This is a genomic window from Stenotrophomonas sp. STEN063 (assembly GCF_056854515.1).
Genome location: NZ_JBXFWF010000003.1, coordinates 1 through 18,906 on the forward strand (window position 1 = coordinate 1; position 18,906 = coordinate 18,906).

The window sequence follows — 18,906 nt, forward strand, 5'->3', positions numbered from 1 at the left end:
GGGCCTTACCCCGCTAAGAAGATGCTTCTACTTTTGCAACTGCGCCCACACACTACCGAATCATCAGCCGCGGGGATTACGCCGCTCCTACAACTCCCGCAGCTGGGCTGTGCCCTGACACGCGGGCGTCATCTGCGGTAAAACGTAAGGGTTCTTCTCCCAGCCCCCTTTACCGCAATGTCCAATCCAACCGATGCCGATCTCAATGCCCTGGCCGCCGCGCTTGGCGAACGCCTGCAGCAGGCCTCGCTGCAGCTGGTGACCGCGGAAAGCTGCAGTGGCGGCTGGATCGCCAAGAGCATGACCGATATCGCCGGCTCCTCGGCGTTCTTCGACTGCGGCATGGTGGTCTACAGCTATGAAGCCAAGCAGCGCCTGCTCGGCGTCCGTGCGCAGACCTTGGAGCAGTTTGGTGCGGTCAGTCGCGAAACCGTGCTGGAAATGGTGGCCGGCGCGCTGATCAATTCCGGCGCAGGTGTGGCGGTGGCGGTGACCGGCATCGCCGGCCCCGGCGGTGGCAGCCCGGACAAGCCGGTCGGCAGCGTCTGGATCGGCTGGAAGCGCCGCGGTGGCTATGCGCGCGCGCAGCTGTTCCAGTTCGATGGCGACCGCGATGCGGTACGCAGGCAAACCGTGGATGCGGCATTGCGCGGCATCCACGACCATCTATGACATGCTGGCCCGGCCAGCAACCGGGATGAGTCGCGATGTGGGAAACACTGGGCACGGTCCGTGATCTGGGCCGCTTGCAGGAAATAGCCGCAGTTCTGATCCGCTATGGTTTCGGCGACGTGGTGCGCCGGACCGGGCTGGCCTCGGTGCTGGAACGCGCGGGTCGGCTGCTGCGCTGGAACGACAGCCAGCAGATGTTGCGGATGACCGCGCCGGTGCGCGTGCGCAGTGCGATGCAGGAATTGGGGCCAACCTTCGTCAAGCTTGGGCAGGTGCTGGCCACGCGCGTGGACCTGTTGCCGCCGGAGTGGATCGCCGAGCTGTCCGAGCTGCAGAACGCAGTGCCCGCGTTGCCTTATGCCGCGATCCGGGAGCAGCTGGAGGCTGACCTCGGCGCGCCGCCAGCGCAGGTGTTCGCCTTCCTGGATGAAACCCCGATGGCTGCCGCCTCCTTGGCGCAGGCGCATCGCGCACGTCTGCACGACGGTCGCGAAGTGGTACTGAAAGTGCGCAGGCCCGGCATCCGCGATGTGGTTGAAGCGGACCTCCGGCTGCTGGCGCGGTTGGCTGAGATCGTCGAGGCGCGACTGCCGGATCTGCGCCGCTATCGGCCGGCGGAAGTGGTGCAACAGTTCACCCAGTCGCTGCGCAGCGAGATGGATTTCGCCGCCGAATGCCGCAATTCCGAGCGCATCGCACGCAACTTCGATGGCCGCGATGACATCCTGATTCCCGGCGTGCACTGGCAGTGGACCTGCGAAAGCCTCAACGTGCAGGACTTCGTTGATGGCATTCCCGGCCGCAAGCTGGAGGCCGTCGACGACGCCGGTCTGGATCGTGCAGCGCTGGCCCGGCGTGGCGCCGATATCGTGCTGAAAATGGTGTTGGAGGACGGCTATTTCCATGCCGATCCGCATCCCGGCAATATTTTCTACATGCGCGACGGCCGCATCGGCGTGATCGACTTCGGCATGGTCGGTGCGCTGTCAGAAACACGCCGTTTCCAGGTCGCGCAGCTGCTGCACGGGCTGGTCGAGCAGGAGCCGCAGGTGGTTGCCGACGTACTGCTGGACTGGGCCGGCGGCGTGGAGGTGGACGAAGGTCGCCTGCAACAGGACATCAGCCAATTCGTCGATCAATACCGCGGCGTGCCGTTGAAGGACCTGCGCATCGGCCTGATGCTTGGCGACATCACCCAGTTGCTGCGCAGCTACAGCCTGACCTTGCCGGCCGACCTGGCGCTGATGATCAAGGCCTTCCTGACCCTGGAAGGCATGGGCCGGCAACTGGATCCGGACTTCGACATGGCCAGCGCGGCGCGCCCTTTCCTTGAGCGGGTGGTGCTGCAGCGCTATGCGCCCAAGGCGCTGCTCAAGCGTGGCCGTCGCAGCCTGCTGGGGATGTTGGATCTCGCAGGAGAGTTGCCACGTGATCTGCGCCGGCTGGTGCAGGCGGCGCGGCGCGGGCAGCTGAAGCTGCGTGTGGAAACCACTGCGTTGCAGGGCTTCGGCGATCAGGTGAACCGCGCCGCCAACCGCCTGGTGGTTGGCGTAATCACCGCTGCCTTGATCATTGGCTCGTCGATCGTGATGCACAGCGTAGGTGGGCTTTCCAGCCGCTGGTTCCTGGCGCTGGGCCTGTGCGGCTTCGTGGGCGCGGGCATCTGCGGGGTGTGGATACTGTTCTCGATCTGGCGCAGCGGTCGCCACCACTGATTTTCGTCGAGGGGCTTGCAGATCCTTTTGTTAGTAGTAATACTACTAACCATGAACCTCACCGACACCCAGCAGGCCATCCTCGACTTGATCGCTGAGCGCATCGAGGCCGAGGGCATCCCGCCATCGCAGACCGAGATCGCCCGCGCCTTTGGTTTCAAGGGTGTGCGCTCGGCCCAATACCACCTGGATGCCCTGGAAGCGGCCGGCGCCATCGAGCGCGTTCCCGGTCGTGCGCGCGGCATCCGCCTGGTGCGCCAGGAAGGCGAGGGCGAAGCCGAGTCGCATGCGCCTGCGCAGGCCGCCAATGACGATGTGCTGCGCCTGCCGATCCTCGGCCGGGTGGCTGCTGGCCTGCCGATCGGTGCCGACATCGGTTCGGATGACTACGTGGTGCTGGACAAGGTGTTCTTCTCGCCGGCGCCGGATTACCTGCTGAAAGTGCAGGGCGACTCGATGATCGACGAAGGCATTTTCAATGGTGACCTGATCGGCGTGCACCGCACCCGCGACGCCACGTCGGGGCAGATCGTGGTGGCGCGTATCGATGACGAGATCACCGTGAAGCTGCTGAAGATCGCCAAGGACCGGATCCGTCTGCTGCCGCGCAACCCCGACTACGCGCCGATCGAAGTCCTGCCCGACCAGGATTTCTCCATCGAGGGGCTGTATTGCGGCCTGCTGAGGCCAAATCGCTGAAATCTGCTGGTTCGATGCTCGCGGACTTGAGTGCTGCGGAAACCGAATCTGCGCATTTCGCAGCCGCAACTGACTGTTTTCCTTACGTAGGGCGGGTGTTTGGGCTGCTGTCGGTATCCTTGTCGGCCAAATAATTTTGTCGTCTCGGTTGCAGTCTCAGCCTGTGCGATACGACACCCCTACAGTGGACCCCATGACGAAATCAACGAAATCAACCCCGAGGACGAACACGATGGACGAGAACAAGAAGCGCGCACTTACCGCCGCACTGAGTCAGATCGAAAAGCAGTTCGGCAAAGGCTCGGTGATGCGTATGGGCGACCGCGTTGTTGAGCCCGTCGAGATCATCCCCACGGGCTCGTTGATGCTGGACATCGCGCTGGGCATCGGTGGCCTGCCCAAGGGCCGCGTGGTCGAGATCTACGGTCCGGAATCCTCCGGCAAGACCACCCTGACCCTGCAGGCCATTGCCGAATGCCAGAAGCTGGGCGGCACCGCTGCCTTCATCGATGCCGAGCACGCACTGGATCCGATCTACGCCGCCAAGCTGGGCGTCAATGTCGACGACCTGCTGCTGTCGCAGCCGGACACCGGCGAGCAGGCGCTGGAAATCGCCGACATGCTGGTGCGTTCGGGCTCGGTCGACATCGTGGTGGTCGACTCGGTCGCTGCGCTGACCCCGCGTGCTGAAATCGAAGGCGAAATGGGCGATCAGCTGCCGGGCCTGCAGGCCCGCCTGATGAGCCAGGCGCTGCGCAAGCTGACCGGCAACATCAAGCGCTCCAATACGCTGGTCATCTTCATCAACCAGTTGCGCATGAAGATCGGCGTGATGATGCCGGGCCAGAGCCCGGAAACCACCACCGGTGGCAACGCGCTGAAGTTCTACGCCTCGGTGCGCCTGGACATCCGCCGTATCGGTGCGATCAAGAAGGGTGACGAGATCATCGGCAACCAGACCAAGATCAAGGTCGTCAAGAACAAGCTGGCGCCTCCGTTCAAGCAGGTCATCACCGAAATCCTCTATGGCGAAGGCATCTCCCGCGAAGGCGAGCTGATCGATATGGGCGTGGATGCCAAGCTGGTCGACAAGGCCGGTGCCTGGTACAGCTACGGCGAGGAGCGCATCGGCCAGGGCAAGGACAACGCCCGCGGCTATCTGCGTGACAACCCGCAGGTTGCAGCCCGCCTCGAGGCCGAGCTGCGCGAGAAGTTCCAACCCACCGAAGCGGCGCGCGAAGAGGGCGACGACGAAGACGGCGAGGAGTGAGTTTCCCGCGGGGGCGGGCGGCGCATCGTCAGTGACGTCGTCCGCTCCTGCGGCATTTTGTCGATGAAGACCCCGCGGCAGGGATGGCGCGGGGTTGGGTATTGCCTCTGGCTGGGCATGGTGGAATTGGGCTCGCCGGAATCAAGTCGGGCTGAAACGTGCCGGGCTGAAACGAGTGTGATGGCGTGATGACCGAGATGGATGATCAGCCCGAGGGCAAAACCAAGCGAGGTCGCCAGCAGACGCCGCTGCAACGTGCACTGGGCCTGCTGGTCAGGCGCGAGCACTCGCGCAAGGAGCTCGGTCGCAAGCTCAAGTCGCGCGGCGTGGACCCGGAAGCGGTGGATGCGGCGGTGGCCAAGCTGGCCGAGGATGGCTGGCAGGACGACACCCGTTTTGCCCAGTCGCTGGTCCGCAACCGCGCAGGTAGTGGCTATGGGCCGCTGCATATCCGCGCGGAGCTGGGCACCCATGGACTGGACAGCGAGCAGATCGAGGCCGCGATGGCGTCGTTTGAGGGCGATTGGACTGAAAACGCCCGCGAGCTGGTATGCCGCCGTTTTGGTGCCAGTGGCCCGGAAGATCTGGCGCAACGGCGCAAAGCCGCGGATCTATTGGCCCGGCGAGGCTTTGACGGCAACTGCATCCGCCAGGCCAGTCGCTACGATCCAGAGGACTGAACAGGACTGGGCGGGCTGGGCCTGATACCCTTTCAGGGTTTCGGTTGTCCCGAATTCCCGCGCCCGCAAAGGCTGCCGGGACCCGCTTGCCAGCTTACCGCCAGTCCCCATGAATACACCTGCCAAATTTACTACTTCCCAGATCCGCGCTGACTTCCTCGAATTCTTCAAGGGCAAAGGCCACACCATCGTGCCGTCGGCACCCTTGGTGCCGGGCAATGACCCGACCCTGCTGTTCACCAACTCGGGCATGGTCCAGTTCAAGGACGTGTTCCTGGGCGCGGAAAAGCGCAGCTATGTGCGCGCAGCCGACGTCCAGCGCTGCCTGCGTGCCGGTGGCAAGCATAACGATCTGGACCAGGTCGGCTATACCGCCCGCCACCACACCTTCTTCGAAATGCTGGGCAACTGGTCGTTCGGCGATTACTTCAAGAAGGACGCCATTGCCTGGGCATGGGAACTGCTGACCCAGGTCTGGAAGCTGCCGGCCGATCGTCTGCTGGTCACCGTTTACCAGACCGATGACGAGGCCTACGCGCTGTGGCGCGACATGATCGGCATCCCGGAATCGCGCATCGTACGCATCGGTGACAACAAGGGTGCGCCGTTCGCGTCGGACAACTTCTGGCAGATGGCCGATACCGGTCCCTGCGGTCCCTGCACCGAGATCTTCTATGACCACGGCGACCATATCGCCGGTGGCCCGCCGGGCTCGCCGGATGAAGATGGCGATCGCTTCATCGAAATCTGGAACCTGGTGTTCATGCAGTTCGACCGCCAGCCAGACGGCTCGCTGCAGCCGCTGCCGGCACCGTGCGTGGACACCGGCATGGGCCTGGAGCGCCTGGCGGCGATCCTGCAGCACGTGCACACCAACTACGAGATCGACCTGTTCCAGGCGCTGATCCGCAAGGCGTCCGAGCTGACCGGCATGGCCGACCTGGAGAACAAGTCGCTGCGGGTGATCGCCGATCACATCCGCGCGTGCTCGTTCCTGATCGTCGATGGCGTGCTGCCGTCCAACGAAGGCCGTGGTTACGTCCTGCGCCGTATTATCCGCCGCGCCCTGCGCCATGGCTGGATGCTGGGCGTGCGCCAGCCGTTCTTCAACAAGCTGGTGCCGACCCTGATCGAGCAGATGGGCGAGGCCTATCCGGAACTGCCGGCGCAGGCCGACACCGTGGTGCGCGCCTTGCTGGCCGAAGAAGAGCGTTTCGCCGAAACCCTCGATTCGGGCATGAAGATCTTCGATGACGTGGCTGCCAAGGTCAGCGATGGCGTCATTCCGGGCGTCGACGCATTCCGTCTGTATGACACCTACGGCTTCCCGGTCGATCTGACCGCCGATATCGCCCGCGAACGCGGCATGACGGTGGACATGGCCGGCTTTGATGCCTCGATGGAGCACCAGCGTGAAACCGCGCGTGCAGCCGGCAAGTTCGGTGGCGGCGTGACGCTTTCCGCCGAACTCGTTGCCAGCCTCAGCCCGACGGTGTTCCTCGGCTACGACCGCCTGCAGGCCGATGGCCTGAAGGTTGTCGCGCTGATCAAGGACGGTCGTTCGGTCGACGCCGTGCAGGCGGGCGATGAGGTCATCGTGTTCACCGCGCAGACCCCGTTCTACGCCGAGTCCGGTGGCCAGGTTGGCGATACCGGCGTGCTGTCGGCCAGTGGCGTCACGCTAGCGGTGGGCGACACGCAGAAGTTCGCCGGGCAGTTCCACGGCCATGTCGGCAAGCTGGAGCAGGGCACGTTGAAGATTGGTGATGTGCTGGCCGGTGCGGTTGATGCCGCGCGTCGCAGCGCCACCATCCTCAATCACTCGGCTACCCACCTGTTGCACGCCGCCCTGCGCGAAGTGCTGGGCACTCACGTGCAGCAGAAGGGCTCGCTGGTGGCGCCTGATCGCCTGCGTTTCGACTTCTCGCACTTCCAGCCGATCACTGCCGAAGAGCTGGCCGTCATCGAGCGCAAGGTCAACGAACAGGTGCGTGCCAACAACGCTGCCGAAGTGCACAACATGGGCATGCAGGAAGCGCTGGACTTCGGTGCGATGGCACTGTTCGGCGAGAAGTACGGCGAGAACGTGCGCGTGCTGAAGATGGGCGAGTACTCCACCGAGCTGTGCGGTGGCACCCACGTTTCGAGGACCGGCGATATCGGCCTGTTCAAGATCACCTCCGAGGGCGGTGTGTCCTCGGGCGTGCGTCGTATCGAGGCGGTGACCGGGCAGGGTGCGCTGGACTATGTGGCTGACGAGGAGGCGCGCCTGCACGAAGCTGCGCAGCTGCTCGGCGGCAGTGCTGGCGACGTGGTCGACAAGATCCGCCAGCTGGGTGAGCGCCAGAAGAAGCTGGAGCGCGAACTAGAAGCCCTCAAGGCCAAGGTTGCCTCTGGTGCCACTGCCGATCTCGGCGGCTCGGCGGTCGATGTGGCCGGCGTGAAGGTGCTGGCGGTGCGTCTGGAGGGTTTTGATGCCAAGGCGCTGCGCGACGCGATGGATCGCCTGAAGCAGCAGCTGGGCGACGCCATCATCGTGCTGGCCGGTGTGCAGGACGGCAAGGCGGCACTGGTTGCCGGCGTCAATGGTGCCGCGCTGGGCAAGGTCAAGGCGGGCGAGCTGCTGGCCCACGTCGCGGTCCAGATCGGCGGCAAGGGTGGCGGTCGTCCGGACATGGCCCAGGGTGGCGGTGAGGACGGTCCCAAGCTTGTGGAGGCCCTTGAAGGCGTCCTGGCCTGGGTCAAGCCGCATCTGGCCTGAATGTGACAAGTCACGCACCTTGAAGGTGTTCGCGCCCTGACGGTAACATTGGGAGTCTTTTCCCCTTTGTCGTGGGGCGCATAGCTCGAAGCGCGCCAATGCCGGTGGGAAACCCACCGGTTCCATGGAGATTTACACAATGTTGATCCTGACTCGCCGAGTAGGCGAAACCTTGATGATCGGCGACTCGGTCAGCGTGACCGTGCTCGGCGTCAAGGGCAACCAGGTACGTATCGGTATCACCGCGCCGAAGGACGTTGCTGTCCATCGCGAGGAGATTTTTCAGCGTATCCAGCGTGGCGATGAGCCCGCGACTCCCGGAAGTGAAGAAACTTCCGAATAAGGGGTTTACCTTTCACCTCGTTTAACGTTATTCTTCGCGCCCCGCTTAGGAATACACGCAGCGGGGCAAGAGAAACGGAGTGATGCCCGAGTGGCTGAAGGGGCTCCCCTGCTAAGGGAGTATAGGGTTAAAAGCTCTATCGAGGGTTCGAATCCCTCTCACTCCGCCAGTTTCAAAAAAGCCCCTTTATCGGGGCTTTTTTGTGTCTGCAGGTTTTTCATTTGCGATCTCTTTGAGTTTCTCTTTGGGGTTGTCGCGCGTGGTGCGTGCAATGGCGCTGCGCGACTGTGGGGTGTGGCGAGTGAGCGCCGGATGGTCGCACCGTAGTGCCGAGCCATGCTCGGCAGGAGCCCTCCCGATAATGCCTGTGCCGAGCATGGCTCGGCGCAGTGCTACTTGCGCCGAAGCGCATTCGCTTCTTTGTGGGAGCGGCGTAAGCCGCGAAGCTGATGCTCGATCAGGTTGCGGGCCTGTGGGTGATTTCAATGGTGTCAGCTTCGCGGCTTGCGCCGCTCCTGCAGGTCCTGATGCGCCTCTGGAGGTGTGTAGGGCGGGGGCCTGCTGTGCTGATGCACTGCTGGGAAAGCCTCTGCCGAGCATGGCTCGGCACTACAGTGCTCGTGCTCCTGCGCGTCGCTGGTGCGCGCTGAAGGGCGTATAGGGTGCGGTGGGGTGCCGCTGTAGAGTCGAGCCCTGCTCGGCTGGGGCGTTCTCGGTAAGGCCTTTGCCGAGCGTGGCTCGGCACTACATGCCGGCTGTTTGGATTGCCGTTGAAAAACACGCATAAAAAAACAGCAGGCAATGCCTGCTGTTTTTGGTATTGGTGCGCTCGGAGAGATTCGAACTCCCGACCACCTGGTTCGTAGCCAGGTACTCTATCCAACTGAGCTACGAGCGCTCAACATTGCTGTTGTAGTTTGAAGCGGTGCAGATTGAATCTGCGTTCTGACATGGTGCGCTCGGAGAGATTCGAACTCCCGACCACCTGGTTCGTAGCCAGGTACTCTATCCAACTGAGCTACGAGCGCGTCGTTGCCAGGAGCGAGATTATGCGGATTTGAGACGTTTGCGTCAACGCTTTTGTGAAAATTTCTTAATCTTCGGGATGAATCAGTGCCGAAGCCACGTTCTGTGGTGATTTCATCCAGTGAAAGTGGTCGGCGCGGGCATCCAGGTCGCGTGATGACAGTACTTTCAGGCTGCGTGCCGACGCTGGAAGTTTGGCCAGCAGCTGCTGCATCGAACTGACCGGCGCCAGCCAATCACTGTCCAGTACCACGGCGCGCGTCGGTGCACTGATGCGACGCATGCCGGCTTCAAGGTCGATTGGCATTCCTTGTGCGGCGTAATGATTGCTCAGGCCCACGCGCGCCCAGTCGCGTATCAGTCCACGCGCTTCAGTACCGCCGAAACCGACGCATCGGCCGGGCAGGGTGCCATTGCGTTGTGCAAGCCATGGCAGGAAACGATAGGCCAGCGGCAACAGCCAGCCGCGCGGTGGCGGAAAGCTGCGCCACCATGGCGTGCCGCTGGCGACCAGCCACAATGCATCGAGCTCGGCATCGCGCAGGCCGGCATAGCAACAGCTGAGCTGACCGCCAAGGCTGTGGCCGCCAAGCCGGAACGGCAATCCGGGTAGCATTTCATGCACGGCCGCTTCGGCTGCTGGCAGGTCGATCTGCAGCAGTTCCTTGTATCCCCAGTCGTGGCTGCGGTCCGGGCGCAGAGTGCTGCTGCCGTTGCCGCGCCATTCGTGCAGGAAGACCGCAATGCCGTGGACGGCGAGGGCCTCGGCGAAAAGTTGGTAATGGCGCGCAGCCACGCCCAGCGCCGGCAGCCACAGCAGGCAGGCGCGGGGCTGAGCGGGCAGGTAGGTCAGCAGTTCGAAGCTGTGGCCATCGGTGCAGTTGACTGGAACCGCCATTGTCTTGAAATGCGGGGAGTTCGTACTCATGCCGAAGGTGCCGCGCCAAAATGATCCAGCACCATCACTTCGCTGCGGCCCGGGTGATAGCCGCCCTGCAGGCCGCGTGCGACATAGTCGATCGCCGCTTCGCAGGCATTGGCCAGCGACAGTCCGCAGCACAGCTGCGCAGCAATCGCCGAAGCCAGCGTGCAACCGGTGCCATGCGCATCCACTGGCAGTCGGATGTGGCTGAATTCTTCGCGACTGACGCCGTCGAAGTAACGATCAACGACGCGGTTGCCTTCCAGTAGATGGCCGCCTTTGAGCAGTACTGCGCCAGCGCCCATCTCGATCAGCGCGGCAGCCGCATCCTCGGCTTCGTCGCCATTGCCGATGCTGCGCCCGAGCAGGAGTTCTGCTTCGGGTGTGTTGGGTGTCAGCAGCGTAGCCAACGGCAGCAGGCGTTCGCGCATCGCGCGCAGGGCGCTGTCCTCAAGCAGTTTGGCGCCGCTGGTGGCGACCATCACCGGATCGAGCACGATATGGGTGGGGCATCGCTGCTCCAATACATCAGCAACCAGGTGGATCACGTCGGCGTTGGCGAGCATGCCCAGCTTGACCGCATGGATGTCGAAATCGTCGAAGCAGGCGTCCAGTTGCGCCTGCAGGAACGGCAGTGGTGGCACGTGCACGGCGGTTACGCCGCGGGTGTGCTGTGCAGTGAGGGCGGCGATCGCCGACAGGCCGTGCACGCGGTGGGCGGCAAAGGCCTTGAGGTCGGCTTGGATGCCGGCACCGCCGCCGGAGTCGGAGCCGGCGATGGTGAGGGCGGAAACGGGCGTGGAAGGACTCATGCGTCGATTGTGCAGGGTTTGCCCGTCGCCTGCCTCAGGCGTGGCGGCGCGTTACCCATTGTCGGTACAGCACGTAGCCAAGGCCGGTGAGTCCGGTCAGTACAGCGGGGACTAGCAGCGCGTCGTACTGCCAGCGCGCGAACAGCCAGGCGCCGAGGATGCCGCCCGCCAGGAAGCCGCTGATGATCAGGCCGCTCAGGGTCAGTCGGTGCATCGGCACCGGCAGGCCGCGCAGCAGGTGGCCCAGGCCGATGCCCAGGTCGGTGAACATGCCACTCAGGTGGGTGGTGCGAACGACGGCGCCACTGAAGGTGGTGACCATCGCGTTCTGCAGCCCGCAGGCCATGGCGGCAGCCAGTGCGCCCCAGATCTGCTGCTGTTTGAACAGCGGGATGGCCAGCAGCAACAAGGCCGATTCCAGCGCCAGTGCGATGCCGTAACGGCGGCCGAGCTGAAGGGTGCTGTCCTGGATGATCAGGCCGCTGAGCACTGCCCCAAGGGCAAAGGCGATCAACAGCCCCCACAGGTGCCCGACCGAGCGCCAGTCGGCATGCGCAAGGGCGATGCCGAGCTGGCTGGTGCTGCCGGTGAGGTGGCTGACGGCCTGGTGTTCAAACCCCAGGAAACCGACAACGTTGACGATGCCGGCCACGCAGGACAGCACGATGGCGCCAATCCAGACCCAGGTGGGCAGGCGAACCTTCATGCCGACGCCGGATCAGGGCTTGGACAGCGCGCCGTTGCGTTCGATGCTGGAGAACGTGCCGGCTTGTGGGTCGTACACCGCGCCCCAGAACTGCGCGCCGCCATCGCAGACACGGATCGCCTCGCGGGCCGGGTTGATGTCGCTGTGGTCGGGCAGGGTAAAGGCGTTGATGTAGATCAGGCGCTTGCCGCTGGACTCGAAGCCCACGTACTGCCGGCCGGACAGGGCCGGCTCGGCAATGCTGGGCTGCAGTTGTGCCAGCCGGCTCTCCAGTGCGTCGATATCGGCGCGGCTGGGTGCCCAATAGCCGGTGACTTCACCGGCATGTTTGGCGGGGCTGTCGCGCGAGCAGGTGTCCAGCACCTGCGCGGCGACCACGGGGCGGGTGACGACCCAGGACTGTCCGGTCTTGACCGCCGTCGGCACGCTGCCGGGACGCGTGTTCGACGGCGTGCAGGCTGCCAGCGTGAGTGTTGCCGCAGCCAGCAGGGACAGCGTGTGCAGATGTTTCACAGAACCTCCGAAGCGTAATCGGCCAGACGCGAGCGTTCGCCCCGGCGCAGTGTGATGTGTGCACTGTGCGGCCAATTCTTGAAACGGTCCACCGCATAGGTAAGGCCGGAGGTGGTTTCGGTGAGGTAGGGCGTGTCGATCTGCTCGACGTTGCCCAGGCAGACGATCTTGGTGCCGGGGCCGGCGCGGGTGATCAGGGTCTTCATCTGCTTCGGGGTGAGGTTCTGTGCCTCGTCCAGGATCAGGTAGCGCGACAGGAAGGTGCGCCCGCGCATGAAGTTCATCGAGCGGATCTTGATGCGGCTGGCCAGCAGGTCATTGGTGGCGGCACGGCCCCAGGCGCCGCCGTCCTGGTTGTGGGTGAGTACTTCCAGGTTGTCGGTGAGCGCGCCCATCCACGGCGTCATCTTTTCTTCTTCGGTGCCGGGCAGGAAGCCGATGTCCTCGCCGACGCTGACGGTGGCGCGGGTCATGATGATCTCGCGGTAACGCTGCGTGTCCATGGTCTGCGCCAGGCCGGCGGCCAGGGCGAGCAGGGTCTTGCCGGTGCCGGCGGTGCCGAGCAGGGTGACAAAGTCGATTTCCGGGTCCATCAGCGCATTGAGGGCAAAGTTCTGCTCGCGGTTGCGCGCGGTGATGCCCCACACCGAATGCGAGCCGTGGCGGAAGTCGTTGACCACGGACAAGGTGATGCGGCCATCGCCCTCGACCTTGCTGACCTTGAGCTCCACTTCGTCATCGCCGGCCAGGTAAGCGTACTGGTTGGGATGCCAGTCCTCGTCGTCGGCGGCCTGGATCTCGTAGCTGGTGCGGCCCTTGTCGCTCCAGCTGCGCAGGCTTTCGCTGTGCTTCTTCCAGAAGTCCTCCGGCAGCACGGTGGCGCCGGTGTAGAGCAGGCTGAAGTCGTCCAGCGCGCGATCGTTCTCGTAGTCCTCCGAATCGATGCCGGCGATGGCGGCCTTGATCCGCAGGTTGATGTCCTTGGAGATGAACACCACCGGTGTTTCCGGGTGCTCTTCCTTCAATGCCAGGATCGCGCCGAGGATGGCGTTGTCCGGGATCACCTTGCCAAAGCTCTTGCCGGCCTCGAAGTGGCTGGTCTGGAAGTAGAGGTTGCCGGCACTCTGCGCGCCGCGCAGCTGCAGGCCCTTGGGGCGTGCCAGCGGCACGCCGTTCTGCACGCTGCCGATGCCGGCTTCTTCGATCAGCTCATTGAGGAAGCGGCTCACCTGGCGGGCATTGCGGCTCGCTTCGGTGGTGCCCTTCTTGCCGTTGTCCAGCTCCTCGATCACCTGCATGGGCAGGTAGACATCATGTTCCTCGAATTTGAACAGCGCGGTCGGATCGTGCATCAGCACGTTGGTATCCAGTACGTAGATGCGCTTGCCTCGGGTCATCGTCTATTCCTGGTGGCGGGACAGGGTCACGCCATCGCACCTGCAGGGCAGGGCGATGACGTGGGTTGGAACGGGATGTGGGTCACTTGGTTTGAGCGGCCTTCAGTGCTTCAAGCACGGCATCGGCATGGCCGGCGACCTTGACCTTGCGCCATTCCTGCACGAGCTGGCTGTCAGGAGAGATCAGGAAGGTGCTGCGTTCGATGCCTCGCACCTGCTTGCCGTACATGTTCTTCATCTTGATCACGTCAAAGGCGCTGCATAGCGCTTCGTCGGCGTCACTGATCAGTGGGAACTTGAAACCCTGCTTGGCGCAGAAGTTGTCGTGCGACTTCACGGAATCGCGGGAGATGCCGAACACCTGTGCACCGGCGCGCTTGAACCTGGGAAGCAGGGCATTGAAGTCCAGGCCTTCGGTGGTGCAGCCGGGGGTGCTGTCCTTCGGGTAGAAGTACAACACCAGCCACTGGCCGGCGAGTTCGCCGAGGCTGCTGGTGGTGCCGCCGGACAGGGCCAGTGGCAGTGCTAGGGTGTTTCGGTCCAGGGTATCGCCGATGTTCATCAGATCCTTTCCGGAGCCTGGGGTAGTTCGATTGCAATTACATGAAACGCTGCGCGCCTGTGATGGGCGCGCGAATTTCAGAACTTCATCGGGTCCATGATCGCGTCCAGGTTGAGGTGGTCGCAGAACTCGAGGAAATCGTCGCGCAAGGCGGCGATGTGCATGTTGGAGGGTACGCCAATGGTGATCTGCGCAGAGAACATTTCCGCGCCGGTCTGCATGGCCTGGTAACGGGTGCTCTGCAGGTTCTCGATGGTGATGCCCTGGCGGTCGAAGAAATCGGCCAGCTGGAACAGGATGCCTGGCTTGTCGGCGGCAACGACTTCCACGATGTACGGCAGCAGGTTGGACTGCGCCTGCTTGGCGGCGGTGCGGTACCAGACCAGCTTCAGGTTCTCTTCGCGCTCTAGCCGGGTCAGCATGGCTTCGAGCTTGGCGACGGCATCCCAGGAGCCGGTGGCCAGGGTGGTCACCGAGACATCGCGGCCTACCGTGGACAGGCGGGCATCGACCAGGTTGCAGCCGCTGTCGGCAATTCGACGGGTGACGGACAGCAGGGGGGACTCCGGATGCGTCGTATAGGCGTTGATCAGGAGGTGGTTTTCGGTCGGCAGCGGCCGCGGCGTGGTGTCGGTCAAGGTGGTTCCGGGTGCTAGATAAGTCTGAACAACGCCGTTTGGGGGTTGTTCGCTGGTGTCCAGCATACTTGCCCGTGCTTTCGACCGGCAAGTAACATGCCTTCGGTCACGAACCCGCCACTCGGCGGGCTTCTTTACCCCCACGAAGAGCGACTGACCCTTTGTCCATATCTGGTCTCATCACCGCGCTGGCGACGCCTTTCAAGGCTGACGGCGCACTCGATCCCGACGGCTGGCAGCGCCTGCTGGCGCAGCAGCTCAAGGGCGGCGTCCAGGGTGTGGTGGTAGCTGGCTCCACCGGCGAAGCCTCCACCCTGTCCGACGATGAATACGATGGCCTGCTGCGCAGCGCCGTTGCCGCCTTTGGCGGTAAGGTGCCGGTGCTGGCCGGGACCGGCCTGTCCGGCACCGCCAGGACGATTGCTCTGACCAAACGCGCGGCCGCCAATGGCGCGACCCATGCGCTGGTGGTTACACCGCCCTATGTGCGGCCCACCCAGGAAGGCCTGCGCCAGCATTACCTGGCCGTGGCCGAGCACGGTGGCCTGCCGGTGCTGTTGTATAACGTGCCCGGGCGCACTGGCTGCGACCTGCTGCCGGAGACTGTCGCCGAACTGGCCACGCATCCGAACATCATCGGCATCAAGGAGGCGGTGGGCGATACCACCCGCCTGAAGGCCCTGCTGGAGCTGCGCAGCGACAGCTTTGCCATCCTCAGTGGCGATGACGGCTCGGCAGCCCGTTCCATGTTGTCCGGCGCCGATGGCCTGATCTCGGTCGGCTCCAACGTGCTGCCGGGTGCGTACCGCACCCTGTGTGACCTGGCCCGCGCCGGTCAGCACGAGGCGGCCGAGGCCTGGGATGCCCGCCTTGAGCCGTACCACGATTTCTGCGGTGTCGAGTCCAACCCCATTCCGGTCAAGGCGCTGCTGCAGCGCATCGGCATCGGTGATGGGCTGCGCTTGCCGCTGCTCCCGCTTTCCGCGCAATACCACGCACATGCCGATCATCTGGCCGCTGACGTGGGTGCGTTGGAAGAACTATCCAGCCGCTGATCCGGCGGCCTTTGAACTCTGGAGATTCACCCATGCGTCAAACCTCTACCGTTCGCGTGTTCTCGCTGGTGCTGCTGGGCGTGGTCACCGCCGTCGCCACCTCTGGCTGCTTCTTCAAGCGCGGTGCGCGCGGCGACTACGCGTTGGCACCGGAAGCACGCCCGCTGGAAGTGCCGCCGGATCTGAACCTGCCCAACACCTCCGGCTCGGCGCCGATCCCGGCACTGGCGTCGGCGGCCAAGCCGGCGGCTGCTTCGGCCGCTACCGTGGCCTCGTCGCAGAGCGGTTTTACCGTCAGCGGCAGCCGTGACGACGTGTTCGGCAAGGTCGGCGACGCGCTTGCCGGCGTCGAAGGCCTGACCATCGCCAGCCGTGCGCAGCTGCTGGGCTCCTACGATGTCGCCTACGAAGGCAGCAACTTCCTGGTGCGCGTGGTCGCAACCGACGCTGGCGCCTATGTGTCGGCGGTCGATCCGCGCGGCATGCCGGCCACTGACGCCGCTGCAACCAAGCTGATCGCAACGCTGAAGGCCAAGCTGGTCGGTTGATCGCTGGCGGGGCAATAAAAAAGGGCGCCTGCGTAAGCGGGCGCCCTTTTCATTGGCTGGCTGTTGGGCTGGCTATGCGGCGGCTCAGCGTTCCAGCAGCTTCAGCTTGTCTGGCTTGCCGTCCCATTCGGCCGCATCGGCCGGCGGGTCCTTGCGGATGGTCAGCACCGGCCAGGCCTTGGCCAGCTCGGCGTTGAGCGCGACAAAACCTTCCTGGCCGGCGGGCACGTCATCTTCCGGGAAGATCGCGTTGACCGGGCATTCGGGCTCGCACAGCGTGCAGTCGATGCATTCATCAGGGTCGATCACGAGGAAGTTGGGGCCTTCGTGGAAGCAATCCACGGGGCAGACTTCGACGCAATCGGTGTGTTTGCACTTGATGCAGTTTTCGGTAACGACAAAAGGCATGGTGGGGTCCGGCTTTGAACCCTGCAATTCTAGATCAGGATGCAGGGGCTGGGCGGGGGCATTCTCATTGGCCAGGGCTGCAGGCGCAAGGAAACGTGCCGGAGCCAATGCCCTGGGGCGCTGGCAGGTGTAAAAAGCAAAAAACCCCGCAGGGCGGGGCTTTTGCATTCGCAGACGGAGTTGGCGCTCCCTAGGGGACTCGAACCCCTGTTTTAGCCTTGAGAGGGCCACGTCCTAACCACTAGACGAAGGGAGCGTTTGGTCGCGTCTGGCGAGCGCGCTAGTATATGCATCTGGTTGCCGCTCGGCAATCCCGTAAACCCAACTGGAAGCGCCAACATCAATTCCATAGTTACAACGCCGTTCACCGTCCGCGTGATCCCGCGCGACCAGCACACCATCTCGCGCCGGGATATCAGTCCCAATGCGCTGCGGGTGCTCTACCGTCTGCGCGAATCCGGCTTCGGCGCCTATCTTGTTGGTGGCGCGGTGCGCGACCTGCTGGTAGGTGGACGCCCCAAGGATTTCGACGTGGCCACCGACGCCACCCCGGAGCAGGTCAAGCAGCTGTTCCGCAATTGCCGCCTGATCGGCCGCCGCTTCCGCCTTGCGCATGTGGTGTTCGGCCGCGAGATCATCGAAGTAGCCACGTTCCGCGCCAACAGCGATGACGGCAGCGGCGACCGCGAGGTCGAGAACGGCATGCTGGTCCGTGACAACGTCTACGGCACCATCGAGGACGATGCGGTCCGTCGCGACTTCACCTGCAACGCGCTGTATTACGCCATCGAGGATTTCTCGGTGCGTGACTACACCGGCGGCTTTGAAGATGTGCTGGAGCGCCGGATGAAGCTGATCGGCGATCCGGAGCAGCGCTACCGTGAAGACCCGGTGCGCATGCTGCGCGCGGTGCGGCTGGCGGCCAAGCTCAACTTCGAGATCGAAGCAGCTACCGCCGAGCCGATTCCGCGGCTGGCTTCTTTGCTGGGTGAGGCTGCGCCGGCCCGTCTGTTCGAAGAAGTGCTCAAGCTGTTCCTGTCCGGGCATGGCGTGGCCAGCTTTGAAGGCCTGGAGCGCTACGGTCTGCTGGCCGTGCTGTTCCCGGAAAGCGCTGCGGCGCTGAAGAGCAACCGCACTGGCGCCTTGCGCCGCATCCTGATCGAAGGCCTGCGCAATACCGACGAACGGGTCGCCAACGAGGAGCCGGTGTCGCCGGCCTTCCTGTTCGCGCTGCTGCTGTGGCCTGCCTTCTGCCGCGCGCTGATCGGCCTGCAGAAGCAGGGTCTGGCGCCAGAAGAGGCGCAACGCCGTGCCGCCGACCGGGTGACCCTGCATCAGCTGAGCACGATTGCCCTGCCGCGCCGCTTCTCGCTGCCGATGCAGGAAATCTGGCTGCTGCAGTCGCGTTTCAGTACCCGTCAGCGCAAGCGCGTGCTGCGCACCTTGAGCCATCCGCGCTTCCGCGCTGCGTTCGATTTCCTGGCCCTGCGCCAGGCTGCTTCCAGCGAGCACCAGGAAGACATCGCGTTCTGGCGCGAGGCCCAGGCCGAGGCCGGGCACGCAGTGGGCGCCGGGCTGGATTCAGTGCATACCGATGGCGAGGCGGAGGAGGGCACGGCGCCGCGTCGTCGTCGCCGTCGGCGCCGTAGCGGCGGTGGCAGCGCGACCGCGGGCGAGTAAGCAGCAATGGTTGTAGCGTATATCGGGCTGGGCGCGAACCTTGGGGACGCGCCTGCCACCCTGCGTTCGGCGATAGGTGTGCTGGCGCAGCTGCCGGGTGTGCAGCTGCTGGCCAGCTCGCGCCTGTATCGCACACCGGCCTGGGGCAACGAGGCGCAGCCGGATTTCATCAATGCCGCTGTTGCGCTGCAGACCGATCTGCCGGCGCCGCAGCTGCTGGAGCAGCTGCTGGCGATCGAGCAGCAGTTCGGGCGGGTGCGCGAGCCGGGCCAGCATTGGGGGCCGCGGCTGCTGGACCTGGACCTGCTGCTATACGGCGAGCAGGTGATCGACCTGCCGCAGCTGCAGGTACCGCATCCCTTCCTGCACCAGCGCGGCTTCGCCCTGCTGCCCTTGGCCGAGGTGGCGCCAGACGCCCTGATTCCGGGCCATGGAACAGTGCGGGACGTATTGGTAGGCATCAATACCTGCGGTATCGACCCGATAGGGGGATAATGGT

19 protein-coding genes and 4 tRNA genes are annotated in these 18,906 nt (G+C 64.2%); 12 read left to right on the forward strand and 11 right to left on the reverse strand.

The window, feature by feature from the left end; all coding sequences use genetic code 11:
- The first annotated feature begins 177 nt into the window (after nucleotides 1–177).
- The 8 genes from AC1VWL_RS01460 (at nucleotide 178) to AC1VWL_RS01495 (ending at nucleotide 8,309) form a co-directional block, all read left to right on the forward strand.
- On the forward strand, nucleotides 178–672 hold the full coding sequence (locus tag AC1VWL_RS01460) for a CinA family protein (protein WP_282271197.1): 495 nt from the start codon (nucleotides 178–180) through the stop codon (nucleotides 670–672).
- Between the two features lie 35 nt (nucleotides 673–707).
- Nucleotides 708–2,387 (forward strand): 2-polyprenylphenol 6-hydroxylase, encoded by a 1,680-nt coding sequence (gene ubiB, locus AC1VWL_RS01465; RefSeq protein WP_482985487.1) that lies wholly within the window; start codon nucleotides 708–710, stop codon nucleotides 2,385–2,387.
- Nucleotides 2,388–2,438: 51 nt separating this feature from the next.
- Nucleotides 2,439–3,086 (forward strand): transcriptional repressor LexA, encoded by a 648-nt coding sequence (lexA, locus tag AC1VWL_RS01470; protein WP_482985488.1) that lies wholly within the window; start codon nucleotides 2,439–2,441, stop codon nucleotides 3,084–3,086.
- Between the two features lie 232 nt (nucleotides 3,087–3,318).
- Nucleotides 3,319–4,356: a recombinase RecA gene (gene recA / locus AC1VWL_RS01475; RefSeq protein WP_282271203.1), complete on the forward strand. Its 1,038-nt coding sequence runs from the start codon at nucleotides 3,319–3,321 to the stop codon at nucleotides 4,354–4,356.
- 197 nt (nucleotides 4,357–4,553) lie between these two features.
- A complete protein-coding gene (gene recX, locus AC1VWL_RS01480; RefSeq protein ID WP_482985549.1) occupies nucleotides 4,554–5,036 on the forward strand; it encodes a recombination regulator RecX in 483 nt (160 codons plus the stop codon).
- Between the two features lie 109 nt (nucleotides 5,037–5,145).
- A complete protein-coding gene (gene alaS / locus AC1VWL_RS01485; protein WP_482985489.1) occupies nucleotides 5,146–7,797 on the forward strand; it encodes an alanine--tRNA ligase in 2,652 nt (883 codons plus the stop codon).
- A 139-nt stretch (nucleotides 7,798–7,936) separates the two neighbouring features.
- The gene (csrA, locus tag AC1VWL_RS01490) at nucleotides 7,937–8,140 is read left to right on the forward strand and encodes a carbon storage regulator CsrA (protein WP_057628248.1); all 204 of its coding nucleotides are present in this window, start codon (nucleotides 7,937–7,939) and stop codon (nucleotides 8,138–8,140) included.
- A gap of 76 nt (nucleotides 8,141–8,216) precedes the next feature.
- Nucleotides 8,217–8,309, forward strand: a tRNA-Ser gene (locus AC1VWL_RS01495).
- 652 nt (nucleotides 8,310–8,961) lie between these two features.
- Here AC1VWL_RS01495 and AC1VWL_RS01500 read toward each other — a convergent pair.
- The 9 genes from AC1VWL_RS01500 to AC1VWL_RS01540 form a co-directional block, all read right to left on the reverse strand.
- Nucleotides 8,962–9,038 (reverse strand) — tRNA-Arg (locus AC1VWL_RS01500).
- A 53-nt stretch (nucleotides 9,039–9,091) separates the two neighbouring features.
- Nucleotides 9,092–9,168, reverse strand: a tRNA-Arg gene (locus AC1VWL_RS01505).
- Between the two features lie 65 nt (nucleotides 9,169–9,233).
- Nucleotides 9,234–10,094: an alpha/beta hydrolase family protein gene (locus AC1VWL_RS01510; protein ID WP_482985490.1), complete on the reverse strand. Its 861-nt coding sequence runs from the start codon at nucleotides 10,092–10,094 to the stop codon at nucleotides 9,234–9,236.
- Nucleotides 10,091–10,900, reverse strand: coding sequence for a bifunctional hydroxymethylpyrimidine kinase/phosphomethylpyrimidine kinase (gene thiD, locus AC1VWL_RS01515; RefSeq protein ID WP_481615190.1), 810 nt, complete (start codon nucleotides 10,898–10,900; stop codon nucleotides 10,091–10,093). Before thiD ends, AC1VWL_RS01510 begins: the two co-directional genes overlap by 4 nt.
- A 34-nt stretch (nucleotides 10,901–10,934) precedes the next feature.
- On the reverse strand, nucleotides 10,935–11,606 hold the full coding sequence (locus tag AC1VWL_RS01520; RefSeq protein WP_481615189.1) for a YoaK family protein: 672 nt from the start codon (nucleotides 11,604–11,606) through the stop codon (nucleotides 10,935–10,937).
- Nucleotides 11,607–11,618: 12 nt separating this feature from the next.
- Nucleotides 11,619–12,110 carry a hypothetical protein gene (locus AC1VWL_RS01525; protein ID WP_296249282.1) on the reverse strand — a complete coding sequence of 164 codons (492 nt, stop codon included), beginning with the start codon at nucleotides 12,108–12,110 and terminating at the stop codon, nucleotides 11,619–11,621.
- Between the two features lie 5 nt (nucleotides 12,111–12,115).
- Nucleotides 12,116–13,516, reverse strand: a complete 1,401-nt coding sequence (locus AC1VWL_RS01530; protein WP_296249199.1) for a PhoH family protein — start codon at nucleotides 13,514–13,516, stop codon at nucleotides 12,116–12,118.
- 82 nt (nucleotides 13,517–13,598) lie between these two features.
- Entirely contained in the window at nucleotides 13,599–14,078 is a 480-nt protein-coding gene (locus tag AC1VWL_RS01535; RefSeq protein ID WP_481615188.1) for a peroxiredoxin, read from the reverse strand.
- 77 nt (nucleotides 14,079–14,155) lie between these two features.
- Nucleotides 14,156–14,782: a glycine cleavage system transcriptional repressor gene (locus tag AC1VWL_RS01540; RefSeq protein ID WP_481509109.1), complete on the reverse strand. Its 627-nt coding sequence runs from the start codon at nucleotides 14,780–14,782 to the stop codon at nucleotides 14,156–14,158.
- Between the two features lie 95 nt (nucleotides 14,783–14,877).
- On the opposite strand from AC1VWL_RS01540, the gene dapA reads away from it, so the two are divergent.
- Together dapA and AC1VWL_RS01550 are read left to right on the forward strand one after the other, a co-directional pair.
- The gene (gene dapA, locus AC1VWL_RS01545) at nucleotides 14,878–15,771 is read left to right on the forward strand and encodes a 4-hydroxy-tetrahydrodipicolinate synthase (protein ID WP_481615187.1); all 894 of its coding nucleotides are present in this window, start codon (nucleotides 14,878–14,880) and stop codon (nucleotides 15,769–15,771) included.
- A gap of 32 nt (nucleotides 15,772–15,803) precedes the next feature.
- Nucleotides 15,804–16,319: a hypothetical protein gene (locus tag AC1VWL_RS01550; protein ID WP_481615186.1), complete on the forward strand. Its 516-nt coding sequence runs from the start codon at nucleotides 15,804–15,806 to the stop codon at nucleotides 16,317–16,319.
- A gap of 84 nt (nucleotides 16,320–16,403) precedes the next feature.
- Here AC1VWL_RS01550 and fdxA read toward each other — a convergent pair whose 3' ends face one another.
- Nucleotides 16,404–16,727, reverse strand: coding sequence for a ferredoxin FdxA (gene fdxA, locus AC1VWL_RS01555; RefSeq protein WP_481509654.1), 324 nt, complete (start codon nucleotides 16,725–16,727; stop codon nucleotides 16,404–16,406).
- Nucleotides 16,728–16,908: 181 nt separating this feature from the next.
- Nucleotides 16,909–16,983: transfer RNA gene (locus tag AC1VWL_RS01560), tRNA-Glu, on the reverse strand.
- 41 nt (nucleotides 16,984–17,024) lie between these two features.
- On the opposite strand from AC1VWL_RS01560, the gene pcnB reads away from it, so the two are divergent.
- Nucleotides 17,025–18,407, forward strand: coding sequence for a polynucleotide adenylyltransferase PcnB (gene pcnB, locus AC1VWL_RS01565; RefSeq protein ID WP_282268196.1), 1,383 nt, complete (start codon nucleotides 17,025–17,027; stop codon nucleotides 18,405–18,407).
- Nucleotides 18,408–18,413: 6 nt separating this feature from the next.
- Entirely contained in the window at nucleotides 18,414–18,902 is a 489-nt protein-coding gene (gene folK, locus AC1VWL_RS01570) for a 2-amino-4-hydroxy-6-hydroxymethyldihydropteridine diphosphokinase (protein WP_482985491.1), read from the forward strand.
- Nucleotides 18,903–18,906 lie beyond the last annotated feature (4 nt).